Annotated in this window: 23 protein-coding genes; 8 read left to right on the top strand and 15 right to left on the bottom strand. The window is 37.5% G+C overall.

Annotation, left to right across the window (positions count from 1 at the left end; genetic code table 11):
- Positions 1-34: 34 nt before the first annotated feature.
- The 5 genes from LPB89_RS06945 to LPB89_RS06925 all read right to left on the bottom strand — a co-directional run bounded on the left by LPB89_RS06945 (position 35) and on the right by LPB89_RS06925 (position 4,864).
- Positions 35-466, bottom strand: coding sequence for a response regulator (locus LPB89_RS06945; RefSeq protein ID WP_230701040.1), 432 nt, complete (start codon positions 464-466; stop codon positions 35-37).
- A 3-nt stretch (positions 467-469) separates the two neighbouring features.
- Positions 470-1,834 carry an ATP-binding protein gene (locus LPB89_RS06940; protein WP_230701039.1) on the bottom strand — a complete coding sequence of 455 codons (1,365 nt, stop codon included), beginning with the start codon at positions 1,832-1,834 and terminating at the stop codon, positions 470-472.
- Between the two features lie 197 nt (positions 1,835-2,031).
- The gene (locus LPB89_RS06935; protein ID WP_230701038.1) at positions 2,032-2,412 is read right to left on the bottom strand and encodes a response regulator; all 381 of its coding nucleotides are present in this window, start codon (positions 2,410-2,412) and stop codon (positions 2,032-2,034) included.
- A 319-nt stretch (positions 2,413-2,731) separates the two neighbouring features.
- Positions 2,732-4,165 carry an SDR family oxidoreductase gene (locus tag LPB89_RS06930; protein ID WP_230701037.1) on the bottom strand — a complete coding sequence of 478 codons (1,434 nt, stop codon included), beginning with the start codon at positions 4,163-4,165 and terminating at the stop codon, positions 2,732-2,734.
- Positions 4,166-4,180: 15 nt separating this feature from the next.
- Entirely contained in the window at positions 4,181-4,864 is a 684-nt protein-coding gene (locus LPB89_RS06925; RefSeq protein ID WP_230701036.1) for an SDR family NAD(P)-dependent oxidoreductase, read from the bottom strand.
- A 305-nt stretch (positions 4,865-5,169) separates the two neighbouring features.
- Here LPB89_RS06925 and LPB89_RS06920 point away from each other — a divergent pair, with 305 nt between their 5' ends.
- The 8 genes from LPB89_RS06920 (at position 5,170) to LPB89_RS06885 (ending at position 16,197) form a co-directional block, all read left to right on the top strand.
- Positions 5,170-5,475: a TIGR03643 family protein gene (locus LPB89_RS06920; RefSeq protein WP_230701035.1), complete on the top strand. Its 306-nt coding sequence runs from the start codon at positions 5,170-5,172 to the stop codon at positions 5,473-5,475.
- Positions 5,476-5,575: 100 nt separating this feature from the next.
- On the top strand, positions 5,576-7,096 hold the full coding sequence (locus LPB89_RS06915; RefSeq protein ID WP_230701034.1) for an ATP-binding protein: 1,521 nt from the start codon (positions 5,576-5,578) through the stop codon (positions 7,094-7,096).
- A 480-nt stretch (positions 7,097-7,576) separates the two neighbouring features.
- Positions 7,577-9,091, top strand: a complete 1,515-nt coding sequence (locus tag LPB89_RS06910; protein ID WP_230701033.1) for a sulfatase-like hydrolase/transferase — start codon at positions 7,577-7,579, stop codon at positions 9,089-9,091.
- 241 nt (positions 9,092-9,332) lie between these two features.
- Entirely contained in the window at positions 9,333-9,536 is a 204-nt protein-coding gene (locus LPB89_RS06905) for a PleD family two-component system response regulator (protein WP_370635495.1), read from the top strand.
- Between the two features lie 214 nt (positions 9,537-9,750).
- On the top strand, positions 9,751-10,512 hold the full coding sequence (locus LPB89_RS06900; protein ID WP_230701032.1) for a phosphatase PAP2 family protein: 762 nt from the start codon (positions 9,751-9,753) through the stop codon (positions 10,510-10,512).
- A gap of 125 nt (positions 10,513-10,637) precedes the next feature.
- Positions 10,638-11,330: a response regulator transcription factor gene (locus LPB89_RS06895; RefSeq protein ID WP_230701031.1), complete on the top strand. Its 693-nt coding sequence runs from the start codon at positions 10,638-10,640 to the stop codon at positions 11,328-11,330.
- A complete protein-coding gene (locus LPB89_RS06890; RefSeq protein ID WP_230701030.1) occupies positions 11,320-12,687 on the top strand; it encodes a HAMP domain-containing sensor histidine kinase in 1,368 nt (455 codons plus the stop codon). The genes LPB89_RS06895 and LPB89_RS06890 overlap by 11 nt, the downstream gene beginning before the upstream one ends.
- Before the next feature lie 294 nt (positions 12,688-12,981).
- The gene (locus tag LPB89_RS06885; RefSeq protein WP_230701029.1) at positions 12,982-16,197 is read left to right on the top strand and encodes a TonB-dependent receptor; all 3,216 of its coding nucleotides are present in this window, start codon (positions 12,982-12,984) and stop codon (positions 16,195-16,197) included.
- Between the two features lie 243 nt (positions 16,198-16,440).
- Here the strand turns inward: LPB89_RS06885 and LPB89_RS06880 are convergent, their stop codons facing one another.
- The 10 genes from LPB89_RS06880 to LPB89_RS06835 form a co-directional block, all read right to left on the bottom strand.
- Positions 16,441-16,872 carry a hypothetical protein gene (locus tag LPB89_RS06880; protein ID WP_230701028.1) on the bottom strand — a complete coding sequence of 144 codons (432 nt, stop codon included), beginning with the start codon at positions 16,870-16,872 and terminating at the stop codon, positions 16,441-16,443.
- A 44-nt stretch (positions 16,873-16,916) separates the two neighbouring features.
- Complete coding sequence (locus tag LPB89_RS06875; RefSeq protein WP_230701027.1) at positions 16,917-17,330, bottom strand: hypothetical protein; 414 nt, start codon at positions 17,328-17,330, stop codon at positions 16,917-16,919.
- Between the two features lie 3 nt (positions 17,331-17,333).
- The gene (locus tag LPB89_RS06870) at positions 17,334-17,750 is read right to left on the bottom strand and encodes a hypothetical protein (RefSeq protein ID WP_230701026.1); all 417 of its coding nucleotides are present in this window, start codon (positions 17,748-17,750) and stop codon (positions 17,334-17,336) included.
- Positions 17,751-17,755: 5 nt separating this feature from the next.
- Entirely contained in the window at positions 17,756-18,181 is a 426-nt protein-coding gene (locus LPB89_RS06865; RefSeq protein WP_230701025.1) for a hypothetical protein, read from the bottom strand.
- A gap of 40 nt (positions 18,182-18,221) precedes the next feature.
- Positions 18,222-18,629, bottom strand: coding sequence for a hypothetical protein (locus LPB89_RS06860; RefSeq protein WP_230701024.1), 408 nt, complete (start codon positions 18,627-18,629; stop codon positions 18,222-18,224).
- A 5-nt stretch (positions 18,630-18,634) separates the two neighbouring features.
- Positions 18,635-19,051: a hypothetical protein gene (locus tag LPB89_RS06855; protein ID WP_230701023.1), complete on the bottom strand. Its 417-nt coding sequence runs from the start codon at positions 19,049-19,051 to the stop codon at positions 18,635-18,637.
- Positions 19,052-19,054: 3 nt separating this feature from the next.
- Positions 19,055-19,486 (bottom strand): hypothetical protein, encoded by a 432-nt coding sequence (locus LPB89_RS06850; protein ID WP_230701022.1) that lies wholly within the window; start codon positions 19,484-19,486, stop codon positions 19,055-19,057.
- Between the two features lie 19 nt (positions 19,487-19,505).
- The gene (locus tag LPB89_RS06845) at positions 19,506-20,852 is read right to left on the bottom strand and encodes a hypothetical protein (protein WP_230701021.1); all 1,347 of its coding nucleotides are present in this window, start codon (positions 20,850-20,852) and stop codon (positions 19,506-19,508) included.
- Positions 20,853-21,163: 311 nt separating this feature from the next.
- The gene (locus LPB89_RS06840) at positions 21,164-24,109 is read right to left on the bottom strand and encodes an Ig-like domain-containing protein (RefSeq protein WP_230701020.1); all 2,946 of its coding nucleotides are present in this window, start codon (positions 24,107-24,109) and stop codon (positions 21,164-21,166) included.
- Between the two features lie 316 nt (positions 24,110-24,425).
- The gene (locus LPB89_RS06835) at positions 24,426-24,917 is read right to left on the bottom strand and encodes a hypothetical protein (RefSeq protein WP_230701019.1); all 492 of its coding nucleotides are present in this window, start codon (positions 24,915-24,917) and stop codon (positions 24,426-24,428) included.
- Between the last annotated feature and the right edge of the window lie 180 nt (positions 24,918-25,097).

Genomic DNA, 25,097 nt, shown 5'->3' with positions numbered 1-25,097 from the left:
TTTTATAGAATGATTAAAAAATTACAAGCTAATCCTAAATACTTTCGTCAAGCAATATTTTCCTTAAGTGAAATTGTACGAAGGCATCCATAGAATCTGATCTTTTTGTATTGTCTGTATAATTAAGCGGCTTTATGATATACCCTGATATTCCAAGTTTTTCAGCTTCCAGCCGGTCATCTCCTTCTGAAGAAGTGGTCATGATAAAAACCTTTAAATCAGTAAGTTTTTCATCTTCCCTGATTACTTTCAGAAATTCTATTCCGTTCATTCTGGGCATATTGATATCTAAAAGTATCACATCGGGAACCAATCCCAAATTGACATCCCTAAGCATTTTTAAGGCTTCTATGCCATTGTACGCCGAATGAAGCACATAATCACTGTCCAATTTCTTTAACGATCGCTCGACGCTAATGATATCGAGTTCGTCGTCTTCAATTAATAAGATGGTTGGTTTTTTCATAATTTAATTATTTCTCCAGGTAAAGATAAATTCGGCTCCTTTTCCCAATTCCGATTTAACCATAATATCTTCCTGGTGGTCATCGATTATTTTTTTCACAATTGCGAGGCCAACACCGGTGCTTTCCTGCTCATTTTGTTCCCGAAGCGTCTGAAAAATTTCAAATATTTTCTGATGATATTCCCGTGCAATTCCAATACCATTGTCCTTTACCGAGAATTCATAAAATTCCGAAAATATCCTGCAGCTTATTTTAATTTTTCCTCCCTCCTGTGGCGTATATTTTACGGCATTGCTGATTAAATTCGAAAATACCTGCTCCAGTTTAATCCTTTCGGTGTACAAATCGGGAAGGTCCTCGATTTCCAGAATTATATTTCTGGTGATTATCGAATCGGTAATTTCATGAACCAGTGCATTGGTATTGATTTTTTCCGGAGCTGCTTTTATATTAAGTCGCGCATAATCCAATAAACCATTAATCAGAGCCTCCATACGTTGGGTTTTCTGCGGAATGATCTGAAGATATTTTTTCAGTTCGGGAGAAAGCTCCCGGTCATGATCTTCTTCAATCCAGCTGACGACATTATGGATTCCGCGAATAGGCGCTTTTAGATCATGCGACACTACATACGCAAACTTATTGAGCTCGGTGTTTCTGTTTTTTAGCTCCCGAATATTTTTATCCAGTTTTGATGACATACTGTTCAGGGAAGTGGCAAGCTGGGTCAGCTCATCGTTTCGCGTATCCTTCATTATGGTAAAATTTCCTTTTGAGATATTTTCGGCAAGACGTACCATGGAATTAATTCTCCTGTGGGTTACATACATGATGAACAACGTACTTAATACACCTACTATAACTGTCAGGGTCAGAAAAATAAGGGAAAAAGAACGTGCGTATCGCATAGAATCGAACAACATATCGGTGTGATATTTTCTTTTTTTATATTCTATCTTATCAAACCTTAAGAACTTTTCGGCAATGGCGTCGTTTATTTTTTTTCCCACGTGTTTTTTCAGGGAATGCTCGAAAAGGTTTTTATAGGATTCCGATTTCGCTGTTCTTGCCTGAACCAGTTCTTCTGAATAGCTGAGCCAATTGGCATGAAGTATATTGATAGAATCCAATATGATCCGCTGATTACTCGTGTTTCCTACTCGCAGCTGCTGTTCTTTTATTAAAAGAGGAACCATCTTTATTCCCTTAAAATAAGCATGCAGAAAAGTCCGGTCATCGGTCAGCAGGTAACCCCGAAACGCACTCTGCATTTCGATAATTGTTTTATGGGTTTTATTGGAATTACGAATGATTTCTTCTGACCTGGCCAGAAATAAGGAATTGCGCTGCACCTTCTTTGACAACATATAATTCGTATATGAGTCCGCAACGGACAGCAAAATTATCAGGGTAAACGCTAAAAGAATCTGGGTCGATAACTTCATTCTCAAAAAGTAAAAGCGAGATATTTAAAACCGTTAATAATCATCAATAAACACTAAAAAAGTGCTTCCTGTTTCACTACTAAATTATAGTGAACAAGCCTATTCCGTAAAGCTCTTTGCTAATCCACCGCATATTTTCTAAGAATTCCTTTTAGCTCGGTAAAATTATTGGGTTTTGAAATAAAATCGAACGCACCCGAATCTTTGGCTTCCCTTTTAATACTATCAAGCTCAGAGGTAGAAAAAATAATAACGGGAATATCTTTTAAAAGTTCCTTCTTTTTTAACTCTCCCAGCAATTCCATACCCGACATAATGGGCATATTCAGATCAAGAAAAATAACATCCGGCTGAATTTCTTTTTCAACAAGTCTTCTCAACGCCTCCAACGGATCATTAAGTGACGTACAAAATGCTGAAGAAACAGCCCGTAACGCTTCCATAAACAATTCGCAGTCATCTGAGTCATCATCAATCTGAAGAATATTTTTATAGGTCATCTTACTTTGGTTAGCGCACACCATTACTGACCATATCGGCCAATAATGTATTCTGCTTCTCAAATGTAGTAATTAAATTACTTATAAAAAAACAAATAAATTAACAAATAAAAGAGGAATATCGAATGAAATTCCCTGATAAAGTACAATAGGATCTACAAGTGTAAGGGATAATTACCCGGCTCATTTTCGATCATGGTCCGGACTTAGAAATTCAGTAAAAGGATGACCTGTTTTAATTATGGCATTTTAAATTTTAAGTTGAAAATAAAAAAGGATATTTATTTTTCTATACTTACTCGTTCCTCTTTATATTGATTTAATTATTTCGGACTGTTTCAATTAATTTCTGAATCATACCGTCAAAAATAAAACCGTGAAAGGGCAAAACAGAATACCAGTATAGTTTACCTAAAATTCCTTTTGGCCTGAAAGTAGCGGCCTGATATAAGGTACTGTTGATTATTTTAAATTCCAGCCATGCCTCTCCCGGTAATTTCATTTCGGCATACAAAATCAATTTTCCTTCTTTTTTGTTTGCGTACACCACACGCCAAAAATCGATCACGTCTCCTGCGTTAATATTCTTTTTATGGGTTCTGCCCCTTCTTAATCCGACACCTCCAAAAATCTTGTCAATCACTCCCCGGAGGCTCCAAAGCCAGTCTCCGTAATACCATCCCGTTTCACCACCTATAGCCCATATTTTTTCAATAGTATACGCCCTGTCTATGATGGTTCTTTTTCTTCGATCAATAAAACAATCTTTTTTAGGTACTTTGAGGTATTGTGCCACACTCCCGCTAAATCGTCCGCTAATCATGGAATCTTTCCAACTGGACAGGATGTCATCTTCTTCGATTTTTACCAGAGCCCTTGCCAGCGCTTTTTCGTAAGTCATCGGTGATACGCCCAACAGTGTATTGATACGGTTATCCCGGCATATTACTTCTACTTTCATGCTGCTCACGAGGGCAGCCGCTAATTTAAAGGAGGTAGACGTTACAAAATAGAGCCAGTAAGAGGATAATTTTGGCGTCATCACGGGTACGGTATAAATATATCGTTTGAGTTTTTTTGCCCTGGCAAACTGCAGCAGCATTTGTTTATAAGTAAGAATATCGGGCCCTCCTATATCAAAACTCTGCTGATAGGTGACTGGATTGAGGAGTGATTTTATCAGGAATTCCAAAACATCACTAATGGCAATAGGCTGGCATTTGGTATTGAGCCATTTGGGTGTGATCATCACCGGCAGTTTATTCACCAGGTCTCTTATAATTTCAAATGAGGCACTGCCGGAGCCTACTATAATTCCCGCCCTTAAGGTAGTAGCCGGAATTGGTCCGCTCTTTAAAATATCCTCTACTGCCTTTCTCGAGGACAAATGTTTGGATAATGACGTATCATTTACAATCCCGCTCAGGTAAATAATCTGTCTGGCACTTGTATGATTTAATTGTTGTATAAAATTGCGTGCCGAGATACTTTCCAGTTCATCGTAATTCGAAGCGGCTCCGGACATGGAATGAATGAGATAATAGGCTGCGTCAATAGCAGCCGGAATGTTTTTCAGGCTCTGCTGATTTAGAAAATCAACTTCGATAACCTTTATGTTTTTGGTGAATTCTTCGGGATAGTAAAACCTGTTGCTGTCGCGTACACAACAAATCACCTCATGCCCCTGATCCAGTAGCAAAGGCAAAAGACGTTTTCCGATATAACCTGTAGCACCGGTGAGAAGAATTTTCATTTTTTATTTTTTTCGTTATAATTTAAAACTCACCAGGCCATAATCCATCTGAAAAACCTGTCCCGAAATCGAAGCTGCTTTTTCCGAAATAAGATAATCCGCCAGCTGGGCAACCTCCTCTGCTTTCAGGTAATTTTTCAGTGGATGGCGTTCTTTCATGTTTTCTTTCATACGATCGTTTCGCAAAATTGAAGCTGAAAGCGATGTCTCTGTAATTGTGGGTGCTATCGCATTTATTCGGACTGTCGGAGCCAGTTCCGCGCCAAGTGACCTCACCAGTCCTTCAACTCCTGATTTTGCAGCAGCAATACTGGCGTGAAAGGGCATGCCTAGTTTTGCGGCCACGGTACTGAATAATACAATTGAGGGATTGTTTCCCATTTTTAAAACAGGCAGGTATTTCTGAATAACCCGAACGGCACCAATGACATTAATTTCAAAATCATCCCTGAAATCAGTAATACTCAAATTTGAAATGGGTTTGAGATTAATAGATCCCGGGCAATAAATCAGGGAATCGATATTTTCTATATCGGGCAGCTCCTCATGAAGCACATCTACCTGAAAATGCACTAAATTGGGATGGGAAACAGGAGGTGCGGTCCTGCTGATATTATACACCATTTGGTTTTCGAGCTGCTGAAGCAAAATAGCACTGCCTATCCCCTTACTTCCCCCAATAATTACAATTTTGTTCATTTTTTTTAAGTTTAATTAACTGTACTTGCTTCTATCGTAAATGAATTTTTGGTAAATACTGTAGTGAGATTTTAATTACTAATTTTTCACTTAAATTCACATAAAATTAGAGACAAACTCATTTTTTCCGGCATAACATTGTTAAAGATACAAAAATGTTTAACTATTTTGTAAAAACATTAAACAAAATTATTTACAATTGCTTACCTTAGTAATGCATGAATAAAGCTATTTGATAAGTACTTCGTTAGATTGTTTTTGCATTGAAACTATCCAAATTATGTTTTTAAAATGAAATTAAATATATGAAACCAAAGAATCCTGATTTTTCTCCTGTAGAACTTGACCGTATTATTGAAATGGCCTGGGAAGACCGTACTACATTTGAGGCTATTCAATATCAATTTAATTTGTCTGAAGCCGATGTCAAGGCGCTTATGAAGAAAGAACTGAAATTCAGCAGTTATAAGTTATGGCGTAAACGCGTGGAGCACTGCGCTACCAAACATGAAGCAAAACGGATAACCGGAATAGACCGGTTTAAATCAAAGCAACAACGTTCTATTTCGAATAATAAATTATCGAAACGAAAATACAGGTCAATTCATTAATATAAACCCAATTGCATAAAATTATGAAACAGTTTGATGAAGTAATGTAACAAAAAAAATAAGTTATATTATAGATTCGCTAAAAAATAAATACCCTGCCATGTACCGAAATATTGAACTCTTAAATGATATAGTGGATAATACACCCCTTCCCATTGCAGTATACTCAGGAAGTGAGCTCAAAATTGAACTCGCCAATAGTGCCATGATTAAAACCTGGGGTAAAGGCGATCAGGTAATAGGAAAAAATTATCTGGAGGTGCTGCCTGAAATAAAAGAAGAGGATTTCTTTAAAGAGGCCACCGGCGTACTTAGAACCGGTATACCTTTTCACGGGAAGAATAAAAGAGTCGATCTGATTGTTGACGGTACAATGACAACTTATTATTTCAACTATAGTTTTATACCCCTCAAAGATGCTGAAGGCAGTATTTACGGAGTAATGAATACCGGTACAGACGTCACGGATCTCCATCTGGCACAACAACAGATCAAAAGCTCAGAGGAAAGACTCAGAATGGCCATTGACACTTCAGACCTGGGCACCTACGAAATAGATCTGGCTACAAAAAAAATAAAAACTTCCGGAAATTTTAATTCCATCTGGTCTATAGACAGGGAGATTTCGAATGAAGAGTTCATTGCAAAGATGCATCCTGACGACTTTGCCATACGCGAAAAAGCCCATGAAGAGGCATTGCTTACGGGTAAAATATCTTATGAAACCCGTATCGTAAATGAGGACCAATCTGTAAAGTGGGCTAAAATCAAGGGTGAAATTGTAAAAGACGAAAATGGCGTTCCAACGACCATTATCGGAATCATTCAGGATATCAATGAGCAGCGGCAATTTGAAGACGAATTAAAAAGACAGGTTGCCAACAGTACAGAAGAATTAAGGAGATCCAATGATGATCTTCTGCATTTTGCTAATGTCGTGAGCCATGATCTTCGCGAGCCTGTTCGGAAAATTAAAATTTTCAATACGCTTCTACGCAATGAAAAGGAAATGGAGTTTAATGAAATTTGCAAAAAGTATCTCAACAAAATTGATCAGTCTACACAAAGAATGCAGAATATTATTGAGGGTATACTGTCCTATTCGACTTTAGGCAAGAATACACAGCCTATTGAACCTGTAGATCTCAATGAAGTAGTGGAAAATATAAAAATAGATCTTGAGCTTATTATAAAAGAAAAAGGTGCCATTTTTGTTAGCAGTGATCTTCCCGAAATAGAAGGAGCCCCAATTCTTATCAGTCAGCTTTTCTATAACCTGATGCAAAATGCCCTTAAATTTTCAAAAGCAGATCAGCCTCCGCGAGTGATTATAAACGCTTCTTTCACTACACTGAACGGAGTTGATGCAGTGGCAATAACCATTAAAGATAATGGTATCGGGATTGACGTTGCTTTTGCCGAAAGGATTTTTACAGCCTTTGAAAGACTGCATTCAAAAGATGAGTATGAGGGAAATGGTCTTGGCCTTGCCCTTTGCCGAAAAATTGCCAAACGCCATAACGGAACAATTACCGCCACCGGAGAAAAAGATAATGGTGCAGAATTTATCGTAACGCTGCCTTTAAAGCAGGCTGCCATATTAAATGATGCAATCTATTAAAAAAATTCAATTGGGGAGTATAATAAAGCCGATCTTATGGCCATTTTTAAATTCAAAGCCATTTAGATTATCATACAAAATTACTTTTAAGATCAATTGTTACTGTTAATACTATCAGGAATATTTTTTTATTTATGCCTGGATTACAATCAAATTTTTTCTTCTTTAGGAAATATTCGTGGTGCGGAATTTAAAACCATAATCAGAAAATTTTATTCCGATTTAAATTCTTAGAAAAAAATCAGGCTTCTCTCACCATCTTTTACAATCCATTTAACTACCCATACATAAACAGGTATTTATACGTTCTTCCGGCATGTTTTATTACTGTAATTTTATTCTTATTAATTCAGACCTATTAAAAATGTTAGGGCATTCTGTCACCTGAATTTATTTTCCGGGGAAAGAATTCAAACAACTGATTTTAGGCCACTTAAATTGATAATTGTATTTTTTATTAATAAGTTAAACCCAAAAACAATGGACCTAAAAGAAAAACTGAATCAAATTGGCCAACAGCCGGACCTGATCCTGATTATTACGGATGAACAACGTGCTACACAACATTTTCCACCGGGATGGGAAGAAAAAAATCTTCCTACCCTGACATTTCTTAAGCAGAATGGATTTAGTTTCGACCGGGCTTTTTGCAATACCTGCATGTGCTCCCCTAGTCGGGCAACCTTATTTACGGGAACCTATCCGGCCAAACATGGGGTAAGCCAAACGTTAACCGAAGGAGGGCTTTTATCCCCGCAGGAGCCAACACTTGACAACTCCTTACCCAATATAATGAACGTACTTTGGGCAGATGGCTATGATGTGCAATATCGGGGCAAGTGGCATATGAGTAAAGGAGTCGCTCCCAACGGTACTAAAACGAATTACGAAGACCTGACCGCTGCCGATATTTCACTGTATGGAGCAATGGGCTGGGTTGCTCCGGATGCCGGTGAAGATGTCAATCCTCTTAACTTTGGCGGAGGTTATGCAAATCATGATGCCAAATACACTGCGGAAGCCATACAATATCTAAAAGAAGTGAAGGCAAAAAGAGCGGCAGGAGATCATCAACCTTATTGTCTTATTCTTTCGCTTGTGAACCCGCATGATGTTCTGGCTTATCCAAAATCAGCCGGTACCTCAGGCTACCATACCGATACCTGGTCGGGTCGGGAAATTGGACTTCCGGCGACAGTAAATGAAAATTTGCTTGAAAATAAAAAACCCATGGCTCAGGAACAAATCTTAATCAATATGGCCCTTAGCCTGGGTCCTGTCGCTTCTCCCGAACAGCAACTGGATTATATTAATTTTTATGGTTATTTACTGAGTCATGTTGATAAGGAAATTGGATACCTAATCAAAGAATTATACCAGGAAGATGAAAATGGAAAGCGACTGGCAGATTCTGCTCTTGTCACGTTAACGTCAGATCATGGCGAAATGGGTCTCGCTCACGGTGGATTGCGTCAGAAAACTTTTGTTGCATATGAAGAGGCTTTACGGGTTCCTCTTGTAATTTCAAATCCGGTTATATTTAAAGATCACGACATAAAGCAGTCAATGGCATTAGCAACACTGGCTGATATCCTGCCTACTTTTATTGATATAGCAAATGTATCAAATCCGCCGAAAGGACTTGCAGGTACAAGTTTGCTGCCGATCATGGAAAATGATACACCAGTCCAGCACAGTATTTTGTTTACTTATGATGACATAAAGGCTGGTTCCAATAGCAATTGGAATATTATAAAGGCCGCCAATCGCATTCGCTGCATTCGAACAGAAAAGTGGAAGTATGATTATTATTTCGATGCGGCAACAGCTTATTTCAACCAATATGAACTGTATGACCTGATCAATGATCCATTGGAAATTACGAATCTTGCTTATGATCCGGCCTACAGCGAAATTAGAAAAGATTTAGAAGCACAATTGCACCAGCTTGAGATAGAAAAACTTTGGGTAAATGCACCTCAGGATGTTTTTTAAAACCAAAGCGTTTAATTAAATTCACCTGTTCTCTATTTCCAAAACACAGCAAAAGGTATATTCGCAGGAATATACCTTTTGCTGTGTTTTTCTGTATTCTCTTACTCACTCAAAATTCCATTCCATATAAAAAAGCTTGGGAGCAAAAAATAATAACTTTACCAATCAGAAAAGCCGGAATACTGTTAAAGCATTTCCTTAATTCTTCAAAAAATTAAAACTACCGGGAACTGCTTTTACCATTTCAAAAGCCGAAAACGGCGAAGAAACGCTGAAAATAATTCATAACGAAAATATCCAGCTCGTAATCAGTGAGGTCTATACTACGCTTATGGATGGAATTACGATGTGTAAAGAGGTCAAATCCAATTTGGAAACCAGTCATATTCCGGTGATTTTATTAACAGCAAAAAACTCCCTTAAATCACAAATTGAAGGTTTCTAAGTCGGGGCTGACGCTTATATGGCAAACCCTTTTTCGATGGATTACTTAAAGGTGCATTCAAAACTTAAGAAGAAATTAAGGCAAATTGAAACCGTAACCTGTGGCAGACTCCCATAAAATTAATATCTTTAAAGTTGAGACTTAAGAGGAAATATTCCAAAATATAATTTTGAACGTGAAATTATAGTATTGTATATTAATTTATGAGATTTAAATGAGAAAAATTAGTCTGTTTCTGCTTTTACTTTCGCTGTCCTTTAACGCAATTGCGCAGGATTACAGGAAAACGGACAGTATCGTTGCCGATACTGTCAAAGATATACGCTTCCATTACAAACAGCTCATCATTCCGGGAATCTTAATTGGTTACGGTCTTTGGGGAGCTGAAAGCGGGCAGATCAAAAGCTTTAACTTTCAGATTCGCGATGAAGTCAAAGAAAGCATAGATACAAAAGTAACTATCGATGATTTTTCGCGATATGTTCCTGCTGTTTCGGTATACGCACTAAACGCTTTTGGGGTTAAAGGCAAAAACAACATGAGGGATCGTTCTGTGATCCTGGCTACTTCTACCCTTATTTGCGTGGGTACCGTTTTTGGCTTAAAATCAATCACGAATGTCGAGCGGCCTGACGGGACTTCAAATGATTCCTTCCCATCCGGACATACGGCTATTGCTTTTGCAGGTGCCGAATTTCTATACCAGGAATACAAAGATCAGTCGGTTTGGTATGGGGTTGCGGGTTATGCCATCGCGACAGGAACGGGAGTTTTCAGAATGTACAACAACAGGCACTGGTTAACTGATGTGGCTGCCGGAGCCGGAATCGGAATACTCAGCACGAAAGCAGCCTACTGGCTCAATCCTTACCTTTCCCGAAAATTATTCGGCGCCAAAGAAAACAAATCAACTTCTCTTCTTATGCCTTCCTATGATGGAAAACAGTTTAGCCTCTGTTATTTTAAAACATTTTAATACAAACCATCCGACAGGCTGAAGAATTAAGTCCTTAAATATATTTTTTGTGATTCATTGGCGGAGCCATACTTTTAATTACTTTTATAACATTAATCTGCTCCTAAAAAAATGGCTAGAAAGGCATGAATAAAGTACTATTAGTAGAAGATGACCCAAGGGTTGCTTCCTTTATCACGAGGGGACTTGAAGAACATTTATATGAGGTCAAAACGATTACAAAAGGATTTGATGCCATAAAAGAAGTAATGGAGAATGAATATAACCTTATTATTCTCGATATCATGCTTCCTGATGTAACCGGATTTGAAGTCTGCGAAGTTTTAAGAAGCAGAAAAATAATAGTACCTATACTGATCCTGAGCGCACTCGATACGCCACAGGAAAAAGTAAAAGGATTACAAGCCGGAGCCGACGATTATTTAGCCAAGCCTTTTTTGTTTGAAGAACTTTTAGCCCGCATAAACGCTCAGCTTCGACGCACGGAATTCAGCAACGGAATTCTCGATTTTCAGTCTTATGCCGGAGTGGAAATTAACATGAAAGAGCAAAGTGCATCCAGAGACGGAAAAGAACTCAACCTTTCGTCAAGAGAATTAAAACTTCTGATCTTTTTTATGAAAAACCGCGAGAAAGCCTTATCCCGGATTGCAATTGCACAGGCAGTCTGGAATATTGATTTTGAAACGACATCCAATACCGTAGATGTTTACATTAACTATTTGCGTAATAAAATAGACAAGAACTTCCCTACTCCTCTAATTCATACTATAAAAGGAACCGGATATATGCTCAAACAAAAGAGTCATGAATCTTAAGAATAAGTTAGCTGCCAATTCAACGCTTCTTTTTGCTTTTACCGTCGGTCTTGTTATGACCGGATCTTTCCTCCTTTTCAGAAGTCATATGAAAGATCTTTATTTTGACAATCTTGAAGATCATGCCATGACGACAGCACTTTTTTATTTTGAAAAAGATGAAATAAAAGAATTCAACAGCGCCCGTTACCAACAAATTGAACTTCAGTACAAACGAATAAACAATGAATCGATAAGGGTGTATGATGCCAGGACAAACGCACTTTATTTGCAGGACACTATTGATTTTGATCTAAGTGATACAGATTTAAAAGCCATCACAAAAGGAAAACTAAGAACTTTTACAAGAGGTGACCGCCAATTTGTGGGACTTTTTTATAAGGACAATCAGGGGGATTTCATAATCGTTGTCTCAGGAATTGACCGCGCCGGAAACCACCAGCTTCAAATACTGGGGTTTATGTTTCTTCTTTTTTACCTGGCCGGTATCCCAATAAACTATTTGTTAGGAAGATTTTTAGCCAAACAAACTTTCCGGCCTTTCGGACAGGTCATTGCAAAAGTAAATACAATCACGACCGAAAACCTTCATTCAAGGCTCGAAGTTCCGCAATCCAGCGGAAAAGACGAAATTAAAGAACTGGTCAATACTTTCAATTATCTTTTAGAACGGCTTGAAAGCGGTATAATGATCCAAAGCAATTTCCTTAAAAATGCCTCACACGAACTAAAAACACCGCTTACTATTATTATCGGTGATATAGATGTATCGTTGCAGCAGCCAAGAACCAATCAGCAATACGAAAAAGTATTAAAATCCCTGAGAAAAGATACTTTGCATCTTAAAGCTATTTTAGAGGGGCTTTTGGTATTATCGGGACTTGAACTTTCCGAGCCTCAGCAAATGGAAACTGTCAGGATAGACGAAATATTGTGGAATGTTCTCGAAAAGAAAGCCATTGAATATCCGGAAGCCAAGGTTTTTGTGAATCTGGATGCTATAGCCGATCAGGAAGATTTACTTGCTGTTTACGCCAATAAACACCTGCTTTTTATAGCGTTGTACAATGTTTTAGACAATGCAATTAAATTCTCTTTTCCGGAGCAGGTTGCTGTTGTTGCCTTTTCACAAGAAGGAAAACTTCGGGTAAAGGTTACCGATCAGGGACCCGGTATTTCAAAAAGTGATCAGGAATCTATTTTTGATCTTTTTTTCCGAAGTGATCATACACGCCATATTCAGGGACAGGGATTAGGGCTCTTTATAACCATTCAGATCCTTAAGCTTCATAACATTACTTTGGTGGTAGAGTCCGAACTTGAAAAAGGAGCTTCATTTACATTGGTATTTCCCTAAAAATATTGTCTTTTCAATTAAAAACTTCCCTTTGGAAATGCCTGTTTTTGAAGTTAGTAACACTGGCTTAACACTCTAATCTTTTTCTAATCTGGTTTAAATACAACTCTAATCCACTTATTTTTAGAATTTTACGCAAGTGATTGATTTTAAAGAGTTCAATCATTTGCACAACAATAACAGCTTCATAATCCTTTCTTAACCCTACATCGTTTTATCATTTTAAGTTAACAAAAGCATTAAATCCGATCAAAACAAAGGGAGTTTCTTTGTCAAATAAAAACTAAAAACAACATGACAAAACTCAGACTCTTTTTTTCGGCATTAATGCTCCTCACTATGGGAAACATTTTTGCCCAAATTACCACCTCATCCTTATCTGCAAAAGTTAATGATGGCACAAGTGCGCTAATTGGCGCTGAGGTTACCCTAACTCATTTACCGACCAACGCCGTTTACAACGCAACAACGGATAAACAGGGCAGATTTAGTTTCGAAAATTTAAATGCCGGTGGTCCTTACGAACTGCAAATCAAAAGTAGTGACACCAAAGACTACTCTAACGCACAGATATTTTTAGCCCTTGGTGATAATGATTTGCCAACAATCGTGGTTAGCAAAGCGGATAATAATGTATTGGAAGAAGTTGTCATCACAAGTTCTAAGCCTTCTTCTAAAAATAACGGAACCAATATCAGTGAAAAGCAGGTTAACGGTCTTCCGTTAATCAACAGAGGGATTCAGGATGTTACGAAACTGGTTCCGCAGAGTTCTAACAACTCCTTTGCCGGAACTAATTTCAGATACAACAACGTGACTATTGACGGTTCTATAAATAATGATGCGATTGGTTTCAGTCCTTCTCTAGGCGGTCAGTCCGGAACTTCAGGAATGCCGGGAAGCAGTACACGTTCTAACTCTATAAGTCTTGATGCGATACAGGATATCCAGGTATATATTGCTCCTTATGATATTAAACTGGGGAATTTTCTTGGAGGAAGTGTAAATGCGGTTACCCGCAGCGGGACCAATACCGTAAGCGGATCTATTTACAGTTATGGCAGAATGGCCGCTATTACTGGTCCAAATAACGCCGGTGACGGTTCTAAAATGCCAAATTCGTTTGGCGATTATCAGGTTGGTTTCAGACTAGGATTGCCAATTGTAAAAGACAAATTATTCTTCTTTACCAATATGGAATATGCCGAGCGAACTGATCCTTTATTTTACAATGCCGGACAGACCAATTCTGCAGGAAAATTAACTTCGTTAGTCGATAACACTACAGCAGAACAAATTTCCAATTTCGTTAAAACAAACTACGGATTTGACCCGGGAAGTTATGATGCATACAATAACTTTGCAAAAAGCCAGAAATTCTTCAATAAATTGGACTGGAAAATTAATGACAAAAATTCCCTTTCCTTAAGAAACAATACGGTTATATCTGAAGCCTCCAACTTAGAGCGTGATGCAGCAAACTTCAGGTTTTCAAGTATGGATTTTACACAGAAAAACCAATCCATCAGTACGGTTTTAGAACTAAAAAGTCATTTTAACAGCCAGTGGTCGAATTCATTTATTGCCAGTTATTCCGCCATTAAGGATTATCGTGATCCAAAATCAGGCAATGTTATGTTTCCACAGACAGAAATTGGCTATAACGGAGGAACTATTTTCTTAGGAAATGATCGTGAAGCAACTGTTTTCAACATGAAGCAAAATACTGCCGAAATCACGGACAACCTTACGTATAAAACCGGAAACCATACTTTATTGTTTGGTACGCACAATGAATTCTATGACATTAATTACGGATTTGTAAATGCGCTTAACGGAAGGGTTTCTTATAAATCGCTTGCAGATTTCTATAATAAACTTCCTACCCGTGTTCGTGGAACGTACCCGTTTGACGGCTCTTCCAGAGACGAGATTTTTAATGATCCTTATGCGAAATTCAAAGTAAACCTTTACAGTTTTTATGTACAGGATGAAATTAGAATTGGCAACAAACTAAAAGTGACGCCGGGTGTGAGAGTTGATTATACCGATTTACCAACGAAACCAAACCTGAGTTCACAAGTACAAAATTCGCCGGCTGATCCAAATTATGGTACTACTTACAGTTACACACCATTAAATCAGATTAAAAATAACTTTTTCAGTACGGCATTGGTTTCGCCAAGAATAGGATTTACCTACAACGTAGACGAAGATAAAACGCTTGTTATAAGAGGCGGATCGGGAGTATTTACGGGCAGAATTCCGTTTGCATGGTTAGGATATGCCTATTATAATGATGGTGTTGGATACGGAAGTTACGACAAAAATAACCTTACTCCGGCTCAGGTTGCAGCAGCAGGTGATCCTTTGGCCACTAACGGACTAAATGGATATCACGATGCAACCCCTAAAGTTCAGGCAGATTTAGTAGATAATAAATTCAAAATGCCGTCTGTTTTGAGAAACTCACTGGCTATTGATAAAATTATAGACGGCTATAAATTTACAACGGAAGCTATTTATACAAAAGTGATTCGTGATTTGGAATTTCAACAAGTAAATAAAACGGATAACCCGACTTATTTCTCTTATGATACCAATCATCAGATGCCTATTTATGCATCCAATATCAATCCGGCTTTTTCAAATGCTTACTTGCTTTCCAATACAAACAAAGGATACCGATACAGCATTACCGAAATGATTTCTAAAACGTATGATTTTGGCCTTAATTTTATGGCTGCTTATACGTACGGGAATTCCCGTGATGTTACCAACGGAATTCGTAATTCTATGGAAAGTAACTTCCAGATGAACCAGTCCTTAACACCAAACGATCCGCAATTGGCAACCTCTAACTTTAATATCAAACACAGAATTGTTTCTAATGTAGGATATGCCGTAAAAGTGGCTGATAACAATACTTTTTCTGCGAATGTGTATTTTAATGCGCAATCAGGAAATCCGTTTTCATGGGGATTTGTAAACTCAACTATTGCAGGAACAGGACAGGCTGCCGGATTGGCTTATATCTTTAAAGATGCAACAGAAGCGGCTAAATATATTGGTGTGAGTGCTGCAGGAGTACCATCGGCTACAGCTGCACAACAAGTGGCAGATTACGAAGCTTTCATCAATGGAAATGATTATCTGAAAAGCAGAAGAGGAACGTTCACACAAAGAAATGGCGACACTACCCCATGGAATATTCAGGCTGACTTAAAATTAATGGATGAAATCAAAGTTTCAAAAGTGGGTACCTTCCAGATTTCATTCAGCATGGCGAACATTGGAAACCTTATCAATAAAGATTGGGGAAGAAGTTATTTCGTTCCAAATACATACAATTCAACAGCAAATCTTGGGTTAACCAAATCAGGAAATTTAGGCGGAGTGGCTACTGGCGATCCAACGTATACTTTCCAGAAACCTACGGCTGCACCTTATACTGTAGATCAGCTAGCCTCACGTTTCCAGGGACAATTTGGAGTTAGGTATTCGTTCTAAAGATTGTGTTTTATTTTTTTATTAATCCCCCGGTTTCATTAAAATGGAAACTGGGGGATTTTTTTTGATTTTCGGTTTTATCTCTTTTAGGAGATCTTTTTAGCGGTTTATAAATGAATTGTTGTTCGTTCAGTTTTAATTTATGTGCATCATTTGGTACCTGAACCATTTGTTGTGCTTTGCAGTTGTAGTGCTTCAGAGAAAACAATAATAAGAAGAGTTTTTACTATATTTTTCATGTTATTAATCTTTTGTCTGATCAATTACCTGAATTTTAATTACAGTGAAACTGCCGTATTTTTCAACATCTTTTTTGGTCCATTCAAGCTCTGTTTCTTGTGATCTCTTACCATTATCCCATTCATCGACAGGCTCTTTTACATACACATATAATCCCTTAAATTTTCCCTCTATCATTCTTTGTTTTAATTCGTTTGAACTACTAAATGAAAACATAAAATAGCATGGATAATCTTTGGGAGTTTTAACTCCAAAAGCTGATTGTATCTCTGGTTTTATTTCTTTCAGAAGATTTTTTAAAGGCTTGTCGAGAAATTGCTCTTCATTTGCTTTTAATTTATAAATATCATTAGGTGTTTGTACCATTTGTTGTGCTTTGCAGCTAATGTTTGCAAACAGGAATAGAATTATGAATGTTTTAAATATGATTTTCATATGCTTAGTTTTATCATTATGATTTGAAGATTATCATTATTAGATTATTCTTTGCCAATAACTTTAATTCGCTCTACAGTAAGGTTTCCGTACTTTTCCAGATCCTCTTTTGTCCATTTAGAGGCTGTATCTTTTGGTCTTTTATCAAAATCCCAGTCTAAAGGTTCTTTTACATATACATATAGACCTAATATATTTCCACCTAATGGTCTCTTAATTAATTCTTCCCGGCTTATAAATCGAAAAGAAAAAAAAGGCGGATATTCTACCGTACCTGATACAAGTTTGATCTCCGGTTTTATCTCTTTTAATAAATCTTTAAGAGGCTTGTTTATGAATTGATGTTCATTCGTTTTTAACTTATAGGCATCCATTGGCACTTGAACCATTTGTTGTGCTTGGCAGCTATATTGCATCAGAGAAAACAGAAGTACGAAGAGTTTCAATTTATTTTTCATATCTTAATCTTTACCTAATACTTTTATTCGAATTACAGTACAGTTACCGTATTTTTCCAGATCTTCTTTTGTCCATGTAAATTCTATTTCTTTAGGTCTTTTTCCAAGCCCCCATTCGTCAACAATTTCTTTCACATATACATACAAGCCTAATATATTCGAACTGGCAGGTTTGCTTTCTATTTCTTTAGGACTAATAAATCTAAAAGCAAAATAACATGGATTATCTAGTGATCCATAAGCCATTTTTATCTCTGGTTTTATTTCTTTCAGAAGATTTTTTAAAGGCTTGTTAAGAAATTGCTGCTCGTTTTTCTTTAATTTATAGACATCATTAGGAGTTTGAACCATTTGTTGTGCTTTGCAGCTAATGTTTATAAATAGAACTATAAGCGCGGATATTTTTAATATGTTTTTCATAGCATCTATTCCTCTACGGGTTGAATTACTTTGATTCGAACTACAATTAGATCACCATATTTCTCTACTTCTTCTTTGGCCCACCTTAATTCCTGACCTTTAGGTCTTTCCTCATATTTCCAGTCAATAGGAGTTTTTACATAGACGTATAGCGATACACGATCTTCCTTGCTTCCTATATTTTTTCTTCGATGTTCCAGTGTTCTAAATTTAAAGCTAAAATAATAGGGATTATTTTCGTTAGTAGCATCTGCAGTTTTGATTTCCGGTTTTATTTCTTTGAGAAGATTTTTTAAAGGTTTATTGAGAAATTGCTGTTCATTCGTTTTTAAAAGATACACATCTTTGGTAGTTTGTACCATTTGTTGTGCTTTGCAGCTAATGTTTGCAAATACGAATAGAATTATAAATGTTTTTAATATGATTTTCATGGTACTTAGTCTTATTTTAAGGATTTGAAGATTAACAAAATTATTCTTTACCACTAACTTTAATTCGTTCTACAGTAAGATTTCCGTACTTTTCCAAATCCTCTTTTGTCCAATTGTATGCTGTACTATTTGGTCTTTTATCAAAATTCCAGTCTAAAGGTTCTTTTACATATACATAAAATCTTAAAGTACTTCCAAGTATTTTTTTGTTCAATTCTTCTCGACTTATAAAATAGAAAGAAAAAAAAGGTGGGTAGTCTACTGTACCTAGTACAAGTTTAATTTCCGGTTTTATCTCATTTAATAAATTTTTCAAAGGTTTGTTTATGAATTGCTGCTCATTCGTTTTTAACTTATAGGCATCCATTGGCACTTGAACCATTTGCTGTGCTTTGCAGCTACAGTGTATCACAGAAAACAACAGTACGAGTTTCAATGTATTTTTCATACTTTTTAGTCTTCTATTCGTTGAACTACCTTGATCCTAGTTACAGTAAGATTACCATACTTTTCTAAATCTTCCTTTGTCCATTGGTATTCTTTTCCTTTAACTCTTTTATCAAAATTCCAGTCAATTGGTTCCTCTACATATATATAAATACTATTATGTTTTCTCCCAATAACCCTTCGATTAATTTCAGTGGGAGTAAAAAATTTGAAAGCAAAAAATGATGGATAATCTACTATTCCGAAAGCCATCTTAATCTCAGGTTTTATTTCTTTCAGAACATTTTTTAATGGCTTGTTGATAAATTGCTGTTCATTTGCTTTTAATTTATAAATGTCATCAGGTGTTTGTATCATTTGTTGTGCTTTGCAGTTAGAATTTATAACAAATAATATTGCTAATATTTTTATAGTACTTTCCATACTTTAGTCTTCTATTCGTTCAATTACTTTAATCCTCACTACAGTAAAATTACCATACTTCTCCACATCTTCTTTTCGCCAGGAGAATTCTATTTCTTTTGGTCTGGTACCATAATCCCATTCATCAACAGGCTCTTTTACATAAACGTATAATCCTATAAGTTTTCTACCTTCCTTTTTTTGTTTTAATTCGTGTGAATTAATAAATGAAAATGAAAAATACGATGGATAACCTACTGAACTCAACGTTCCAAAGGCTGATTTTATCTCTGGTTTTATTTCTTTCAGAAGATTTTTTAAAGGCTTGTTAAGAAATTGCTGCTCGTTTTTCTTTAATTTATAGACATCATTAGGCGTTTGAACCATTTGTTGTGCTTTGCAGCTAATGTTTATAAATAGAACTATAAGCGCGGATATTTTTGATATGTTTTTCATTTGTTTTTCATTTTATAAATTAATTACAAGGTATTGAATTGTATGATTTACTGCCATTAGCCTGAGTAATCTCTTTAAAATTAATAGGTTTAAAGTCTCCTGAATGTTCTTGTTTCAATAGTGTTATTCCTGATTTAAATTTATCTAAAGTAAAAGCTATTGCATTAGTTTTTCCTTCTACACTTGATCCCATGACATTTACGAGCGCTAGTAATTGGCTAAAAATAATATCAGGAAATTCAGGCGGATATATAGGAGATATATCCGCCGGATAAGCCGCCACAAAAGCTTTTGCCGCTGTTAAATTCGTAATTACAATGGCATAGGTTTCTCCTCCTGTTAAAATAAAAGAAGTTGTGAAATTACTGTTTTTTGTATTCAGCGTTACCGCAGCATAGATATCTCCTGCAGATACCTGAGAATTATTGGGGTGATTGTGCATCGCGGCAAAAGCTCCGGGCCAATTCTGGTTGACCACTACTCCGTTTGTGCCTCCGTTGTTCATAGGTGCCTGGGTTAAAGCGCCTCCTGCACCATTCCCCAAAGTAATACTGTGTTCCTTTCCGTCGGCACTCGCCTGCATAATATCGGATTTAGCGTTTAAATAACCAGCTTTCGCTGAAATTCCTGTTGTTGTTTTAGCGGCACCACAGGGATCTAGTTTAAGAGATGGAAAAAAAATCCCGGGAATACTACCTGATAGACCCGGAGGTCCCCAATTGTATCCGCTTCCATAATCAGGTTCCCAAACCCAGCTGCTACACGTAATGGTAGGGCCTACATAAACCCAATATCTGCAGTATGTTCGCGAAGTTTCGTTTGATTCCCTACTTAAATTGTGCAGGGCTGTCACCATTCCGTTTACAAATTCCCCTGAATATACAATTTTGTTCTGACTGTCCTGGATGGTAATATAACCCGAAAATCGGGAACTAATATGATAAAAATTTTGTTCTTTATTAGTATTGTCAAAAGCATCATCTTTTGTGGTGTAAATAATGTCATACACTTTGTACGTATCTCCTATGTCGGGAACAAATAATAATCTCATATAGGTTTTGTACTTTTCATCTGCCACCACATTGGTAGTAGTGTTGGGTTTCAGTATCAGAGGAACTTCTATGGCCTGCCCTTTTTCCCCATCCGTTACAATGGCATGGTTCCAGTCAATCGTTTCAGTGAAGGCTAATCCTTCGAGCTGCAGCCTGCTGTTCTCAAACCATTTTTTTGCAGCAGTTACAGCTTTGTTTTGCTCCCTTTTTTGAATGCCGGGTGCCTCATTTTCATCTTGCTGGCATCGTGACAGAAAAACTCCTACACTTATTAAGATAAAGATAGAAGCTGCCTTTTTTAGTTTACCGTCCATAATTTACAGAAATTAAGGTTAATTACTCTATTAAAACATCACTTAAAACTATACGTAATAAAGCAGAGCAACCATCAGAAATATACAAACCCTATTATTCATGTAATAACTGGTCTGATATTTAGCATAACTTGTTTTTGCCAGGATGAATTTTAATGTATTTTAGTTGATTCGCTGAGGGTAAAAACGGCACAAAAATTATTTTAGCCCATAAAAAAACCAGTGATTTACCACTGGTTTTACTTTAAGGTATTCTAAAATCGTTCCCTTTATTTCAGAATGAGTCTTTTCGGAATGTTATTTCAACCCAATTATTTAACGATCAGTTTTTTAGAAACAGTAAAATCACCGGAACTGATGGTAACCAGATACATTCCTTTAGCTAAATTGTGGTCGATTTTAGCAGACGCGCTAAGCTTGCTTACCAACACCTTTCTTCCCACTAAATCAGTAACGGTTACTGTTGCCAAATCGCCTGGTTTTAATTCCGGGAATACAATATTAAATTCATTGTTAGTCGCCGGGTTTGGATAAATTCCGATAAACGCATTATTTTCGATACTTAATGCTGCTTTTTCGCTGCTCATTTTAGCTGTGGCCGTACTTTGAAATTGCCATTGTGCGCTTTCCCAATTGTTCTGGCCTCCTGCATATTGAGCAGAACCCGTAAGGTTTTCAATATGGATCATGCTCCCGGTCTGCCATCTGTTTTTGATTCTTACCCAGGTGCCATCTACATTTTCGTTTGACCATTGGGCACTCCACCAGCCTGATGAGCCTGCAGTACATTGCACTGCTCCTGTTAAGTTTTCAATATGCATTATATCTCCCGTACCTACATTTTTCAATATAAAATAAGTGGCATCTACGGCAACTTTTTCCCATTTGTAATTGTTATTGGCCACTGTTGCACCATACCCTACATTGGCGCCTGCATCGTATAAATAATTGTTGGTCCACTTGTTTTTAATGGTAAAATAACTTCCTGTGGCAGTACTGACCGTAATGGCTGCTGTGCTTGTTTTGTTCCCGTCTGAAGTGGTTACGGTAATGGTTGCTGTTCCATTCGCAATTGCGGTCACTAAACCGGAGGCATTGACCGTTGCTACACCAGTATTGTTTGAAGCATAACTAACCGACTTATTGGTTGCATTGGAAGGCAGCACTGTCGCTGTCAATTGTTGTGTTCCGCCTACAGCCAATGTTGCCGATCCGGGGCTAAGACTTACACTGGTAACGGCCACATTTGATGAATTTACCGTAATTACAGCAGTCGCTGTTTTAGAACCGTCCTGCGTAGTGACTGTAATCGTGGTTGTGCCCGAGGCAATTGCAGTAATTAAACCTGTCGAATTTACAGTTGCAACACCGGTATTATTAGAATTGTAGCTCACTGTTTTGTTTGTCGCATTGACCGGAGCAACGGTTGGTGTTAATTGTTGTGTGGTACCAACGCTTAAAGTGGCTGTTGCCGGTGTCACCGTTACACCTGTAACTGCAACTGATGTGCTGGAACAAGTACTGCTTTGCGCCCACGAAAATGAGCCAATTGCGCTGATTTCTTCATTAACTGTAGCATTTCCGCCTCTGTTGGAGTAATTCATATTGCAATACGTACCATTTCCAGCGGGCGAACCTGCTATAAGTACAAAAAAACCTCTGCCCCAATTTCTGTTAAGGGCGTTATTGTTGGGGAATTCTTTACCCGTTCCGTTAACCGTTATGTCTTTAAAAGAAAGATTATAAATTCCGTCCCCTGATCTTTTGCTGATCGAAATAGCATCATTTCTCGAATCAATAATATCGAGATTATAAAGCTGAACATTTTTAACCTGAGAGCCGGCATTAGTGGCACTGAAAATATCTACTGCCGCTACCGGATTGTTATACGTATCATTAAAAGTTCCGCAGGTGGTTACGGTAATATCATGAATTTCGTGCATTCCGTCATTGTTGAATGGCGCGCCGGGAAAATTATTACTAACTCTTATACCCGCTTCCAGATTGTCTTTTATAATTAAATTGTAAGCTTTGTTATTTTTACCGCCGTAAATCGCCAGACCGCAGGCACGCCAGCAATTTTCCGAAGTATTGTACCTAAACGTATTATTGATACATTCCAGTCCGTCCGCCGACCAGATCGCCTGATCGTCATCGCCATTATTCCTAAAATTACAGTGTTCTACAACGGAATTGGCAGTTCCTTTGCAAAGATTAATTCCGTCGGCATAATTATTTCTGAAACGACAATGAGACAGTGTAAATCCATCAGCAATTGCAGGGCCTCCCACATTGTACTGTGCAATCCAGGCTCCACATTCAAAATGTTCTGCCCATATATTTTTTACTGTTGAAGTGGACGTAAATACCCCATTTATAGCTTTATAAGAATTGCTTCTTGAAGCGGAATTTGTCGTTAAATACAAATCCGAAAATGAAATATTGCCTGCATTGGCACGCAATCCGCCATTACCGCTGCTCGTATTCGTAAAATTAATTTGGGTATACCACATTCCGGCACCTACTAATGAAGTATTGGCGGAACCGAAATACAATTCCCTGTTAACGTTGAAAACACCAGCCGGGACAAATATTTTTTTTCCGCCGTTTGCATCAATAAAAGTCTGAAGATCGCTTCCGTTTCCGGTATAGGTCACTGAACCGGATGGAGCGGTAACAGCAGCCGGAACGGGTTCCATCTCTGCAAAATCCAAATGGATATTACCTGTTTCCCTTACTAGTTTTAAAGTTCCGGATACCGCGATTTTGGCAGGAAGTTTATAACGGACTTCATCAAATCGCATTCTTGGGTTTTGATTGGTAATGCCGCCATTATTTGGATTTCCGTTACTCCACAGATATTCCCAGGACCAGGTGGAGGTTAAGGTCAGGGTCGTAATTTTTGTGTTGCCGTTATAGACACCCAAAGTGCCTGTTTGTCCATCGGGAACACTGTATCGAATGACAAGCCCGTCCGCAGCCTCAGTCAGTGTCCATTGAACAGTAGCATTGGCGGCAGACAGATTTACACATTGCTGATCTGTAGCTTCCGACTGCAGATCAGACTGCACATACGATTTTGAAGTAGTGGCAGCGCCATTGGACAACTGGCCTACGTTGGCTTCGTATCTCTTATAAGGCGCATCATAATAACCACGCTGCGCCTGTAAACTGGAGCTTAAGAGCGTAAAAAAGAGCCCAATGAAAAGGCCATATTTTTCTCTTTTAAAAAAAATAGCAAGTAATCGATTCTTCATAATTTTGGTTTTTTAATTAGTAAGTTTGTTCCTAAAAAAAGGATACAACGAAACTAGACTTAAAAAGAAAATTAACGAAAAGATACAGTAAAAATCAAGATTTATACAACGATTTCGTTTGCACAAATTATTGATAATCAACACTATAAATTTTTATAAAAAATAAAAAATCAAGAAAAAATACAGGTCAGAAGTTTCTGATTTAAAGCAAACAGACCGTTGCCGTTCCCCTGTTTGGGGTCAACGGCATTACTTTCTGTTGTGGTCTGAAACAGCAGGCAGTTCTTACAGCCGGCAAAAAAAAACGAAACTGATTTTAAGCTACTTTTTTATTCTCTTTCTGTTGTTTCTTAAACTGATAAACCGAACCGGCAACAAAAAGTACCAGTAAAACAAGAAGCGTATTCCCAATAGCAGGATCGCCGATATTTTTAGCCAAAGGATGCCCTACCGGAACACGGGTAAAAGTCTCATTAACGGTTGGAACAAGTGACAGGAAAAAACTGAAGGACAGGCAAAAATTTTCAAAATAACGTGCCCTGTTACTGGCTGGCCGTTTGGAGTAGAGGAAATAAGCCTCTGCAACAAGCAGCACAATAAATACTGAAAAAGCATGTCCCGCATTCAATCCGCCATGCTTTGAGATGCCAAGTGACGTAAGTGAAGTAATGATGGTGAGGTAAAAGTAGATTTTACCTGATACGGTGCCCAGATTGATTTTACCATATTTGATAAATCCTGTTAAAGCTGCTCCAATGGCAACCACACCAATAATTGTATGAAAAATTCCTAAAATTGATAATCCCATTTTCTGATCGTTTAAATTAGTTTTTTTTTAAAGTTTTATCTGCTAAAAGAACAATTTCTGCAGGAAATCAGTATTATGGAGATCCGTTTGCAGGCTTGTGTCCCTTAAAGCAGCTGTGCAAATGTGCGACAGAACGAAGAGAATGGTTTTGTCAATAAGTTCAATTGTTTGGCAATCTGG

The sequence above is a fragment of the Flavobacterium sp. ENC genome (genome assembly GCF_020991415.1).
GTDB lineage: Bacteria > Bacteroidota > Bacteroidia > Flavobacteriales > Flavobacteriaceae > Flavobacterium.
This window is presented reverse-complemented; position numbering and strand designations above follow the sequence as displayed.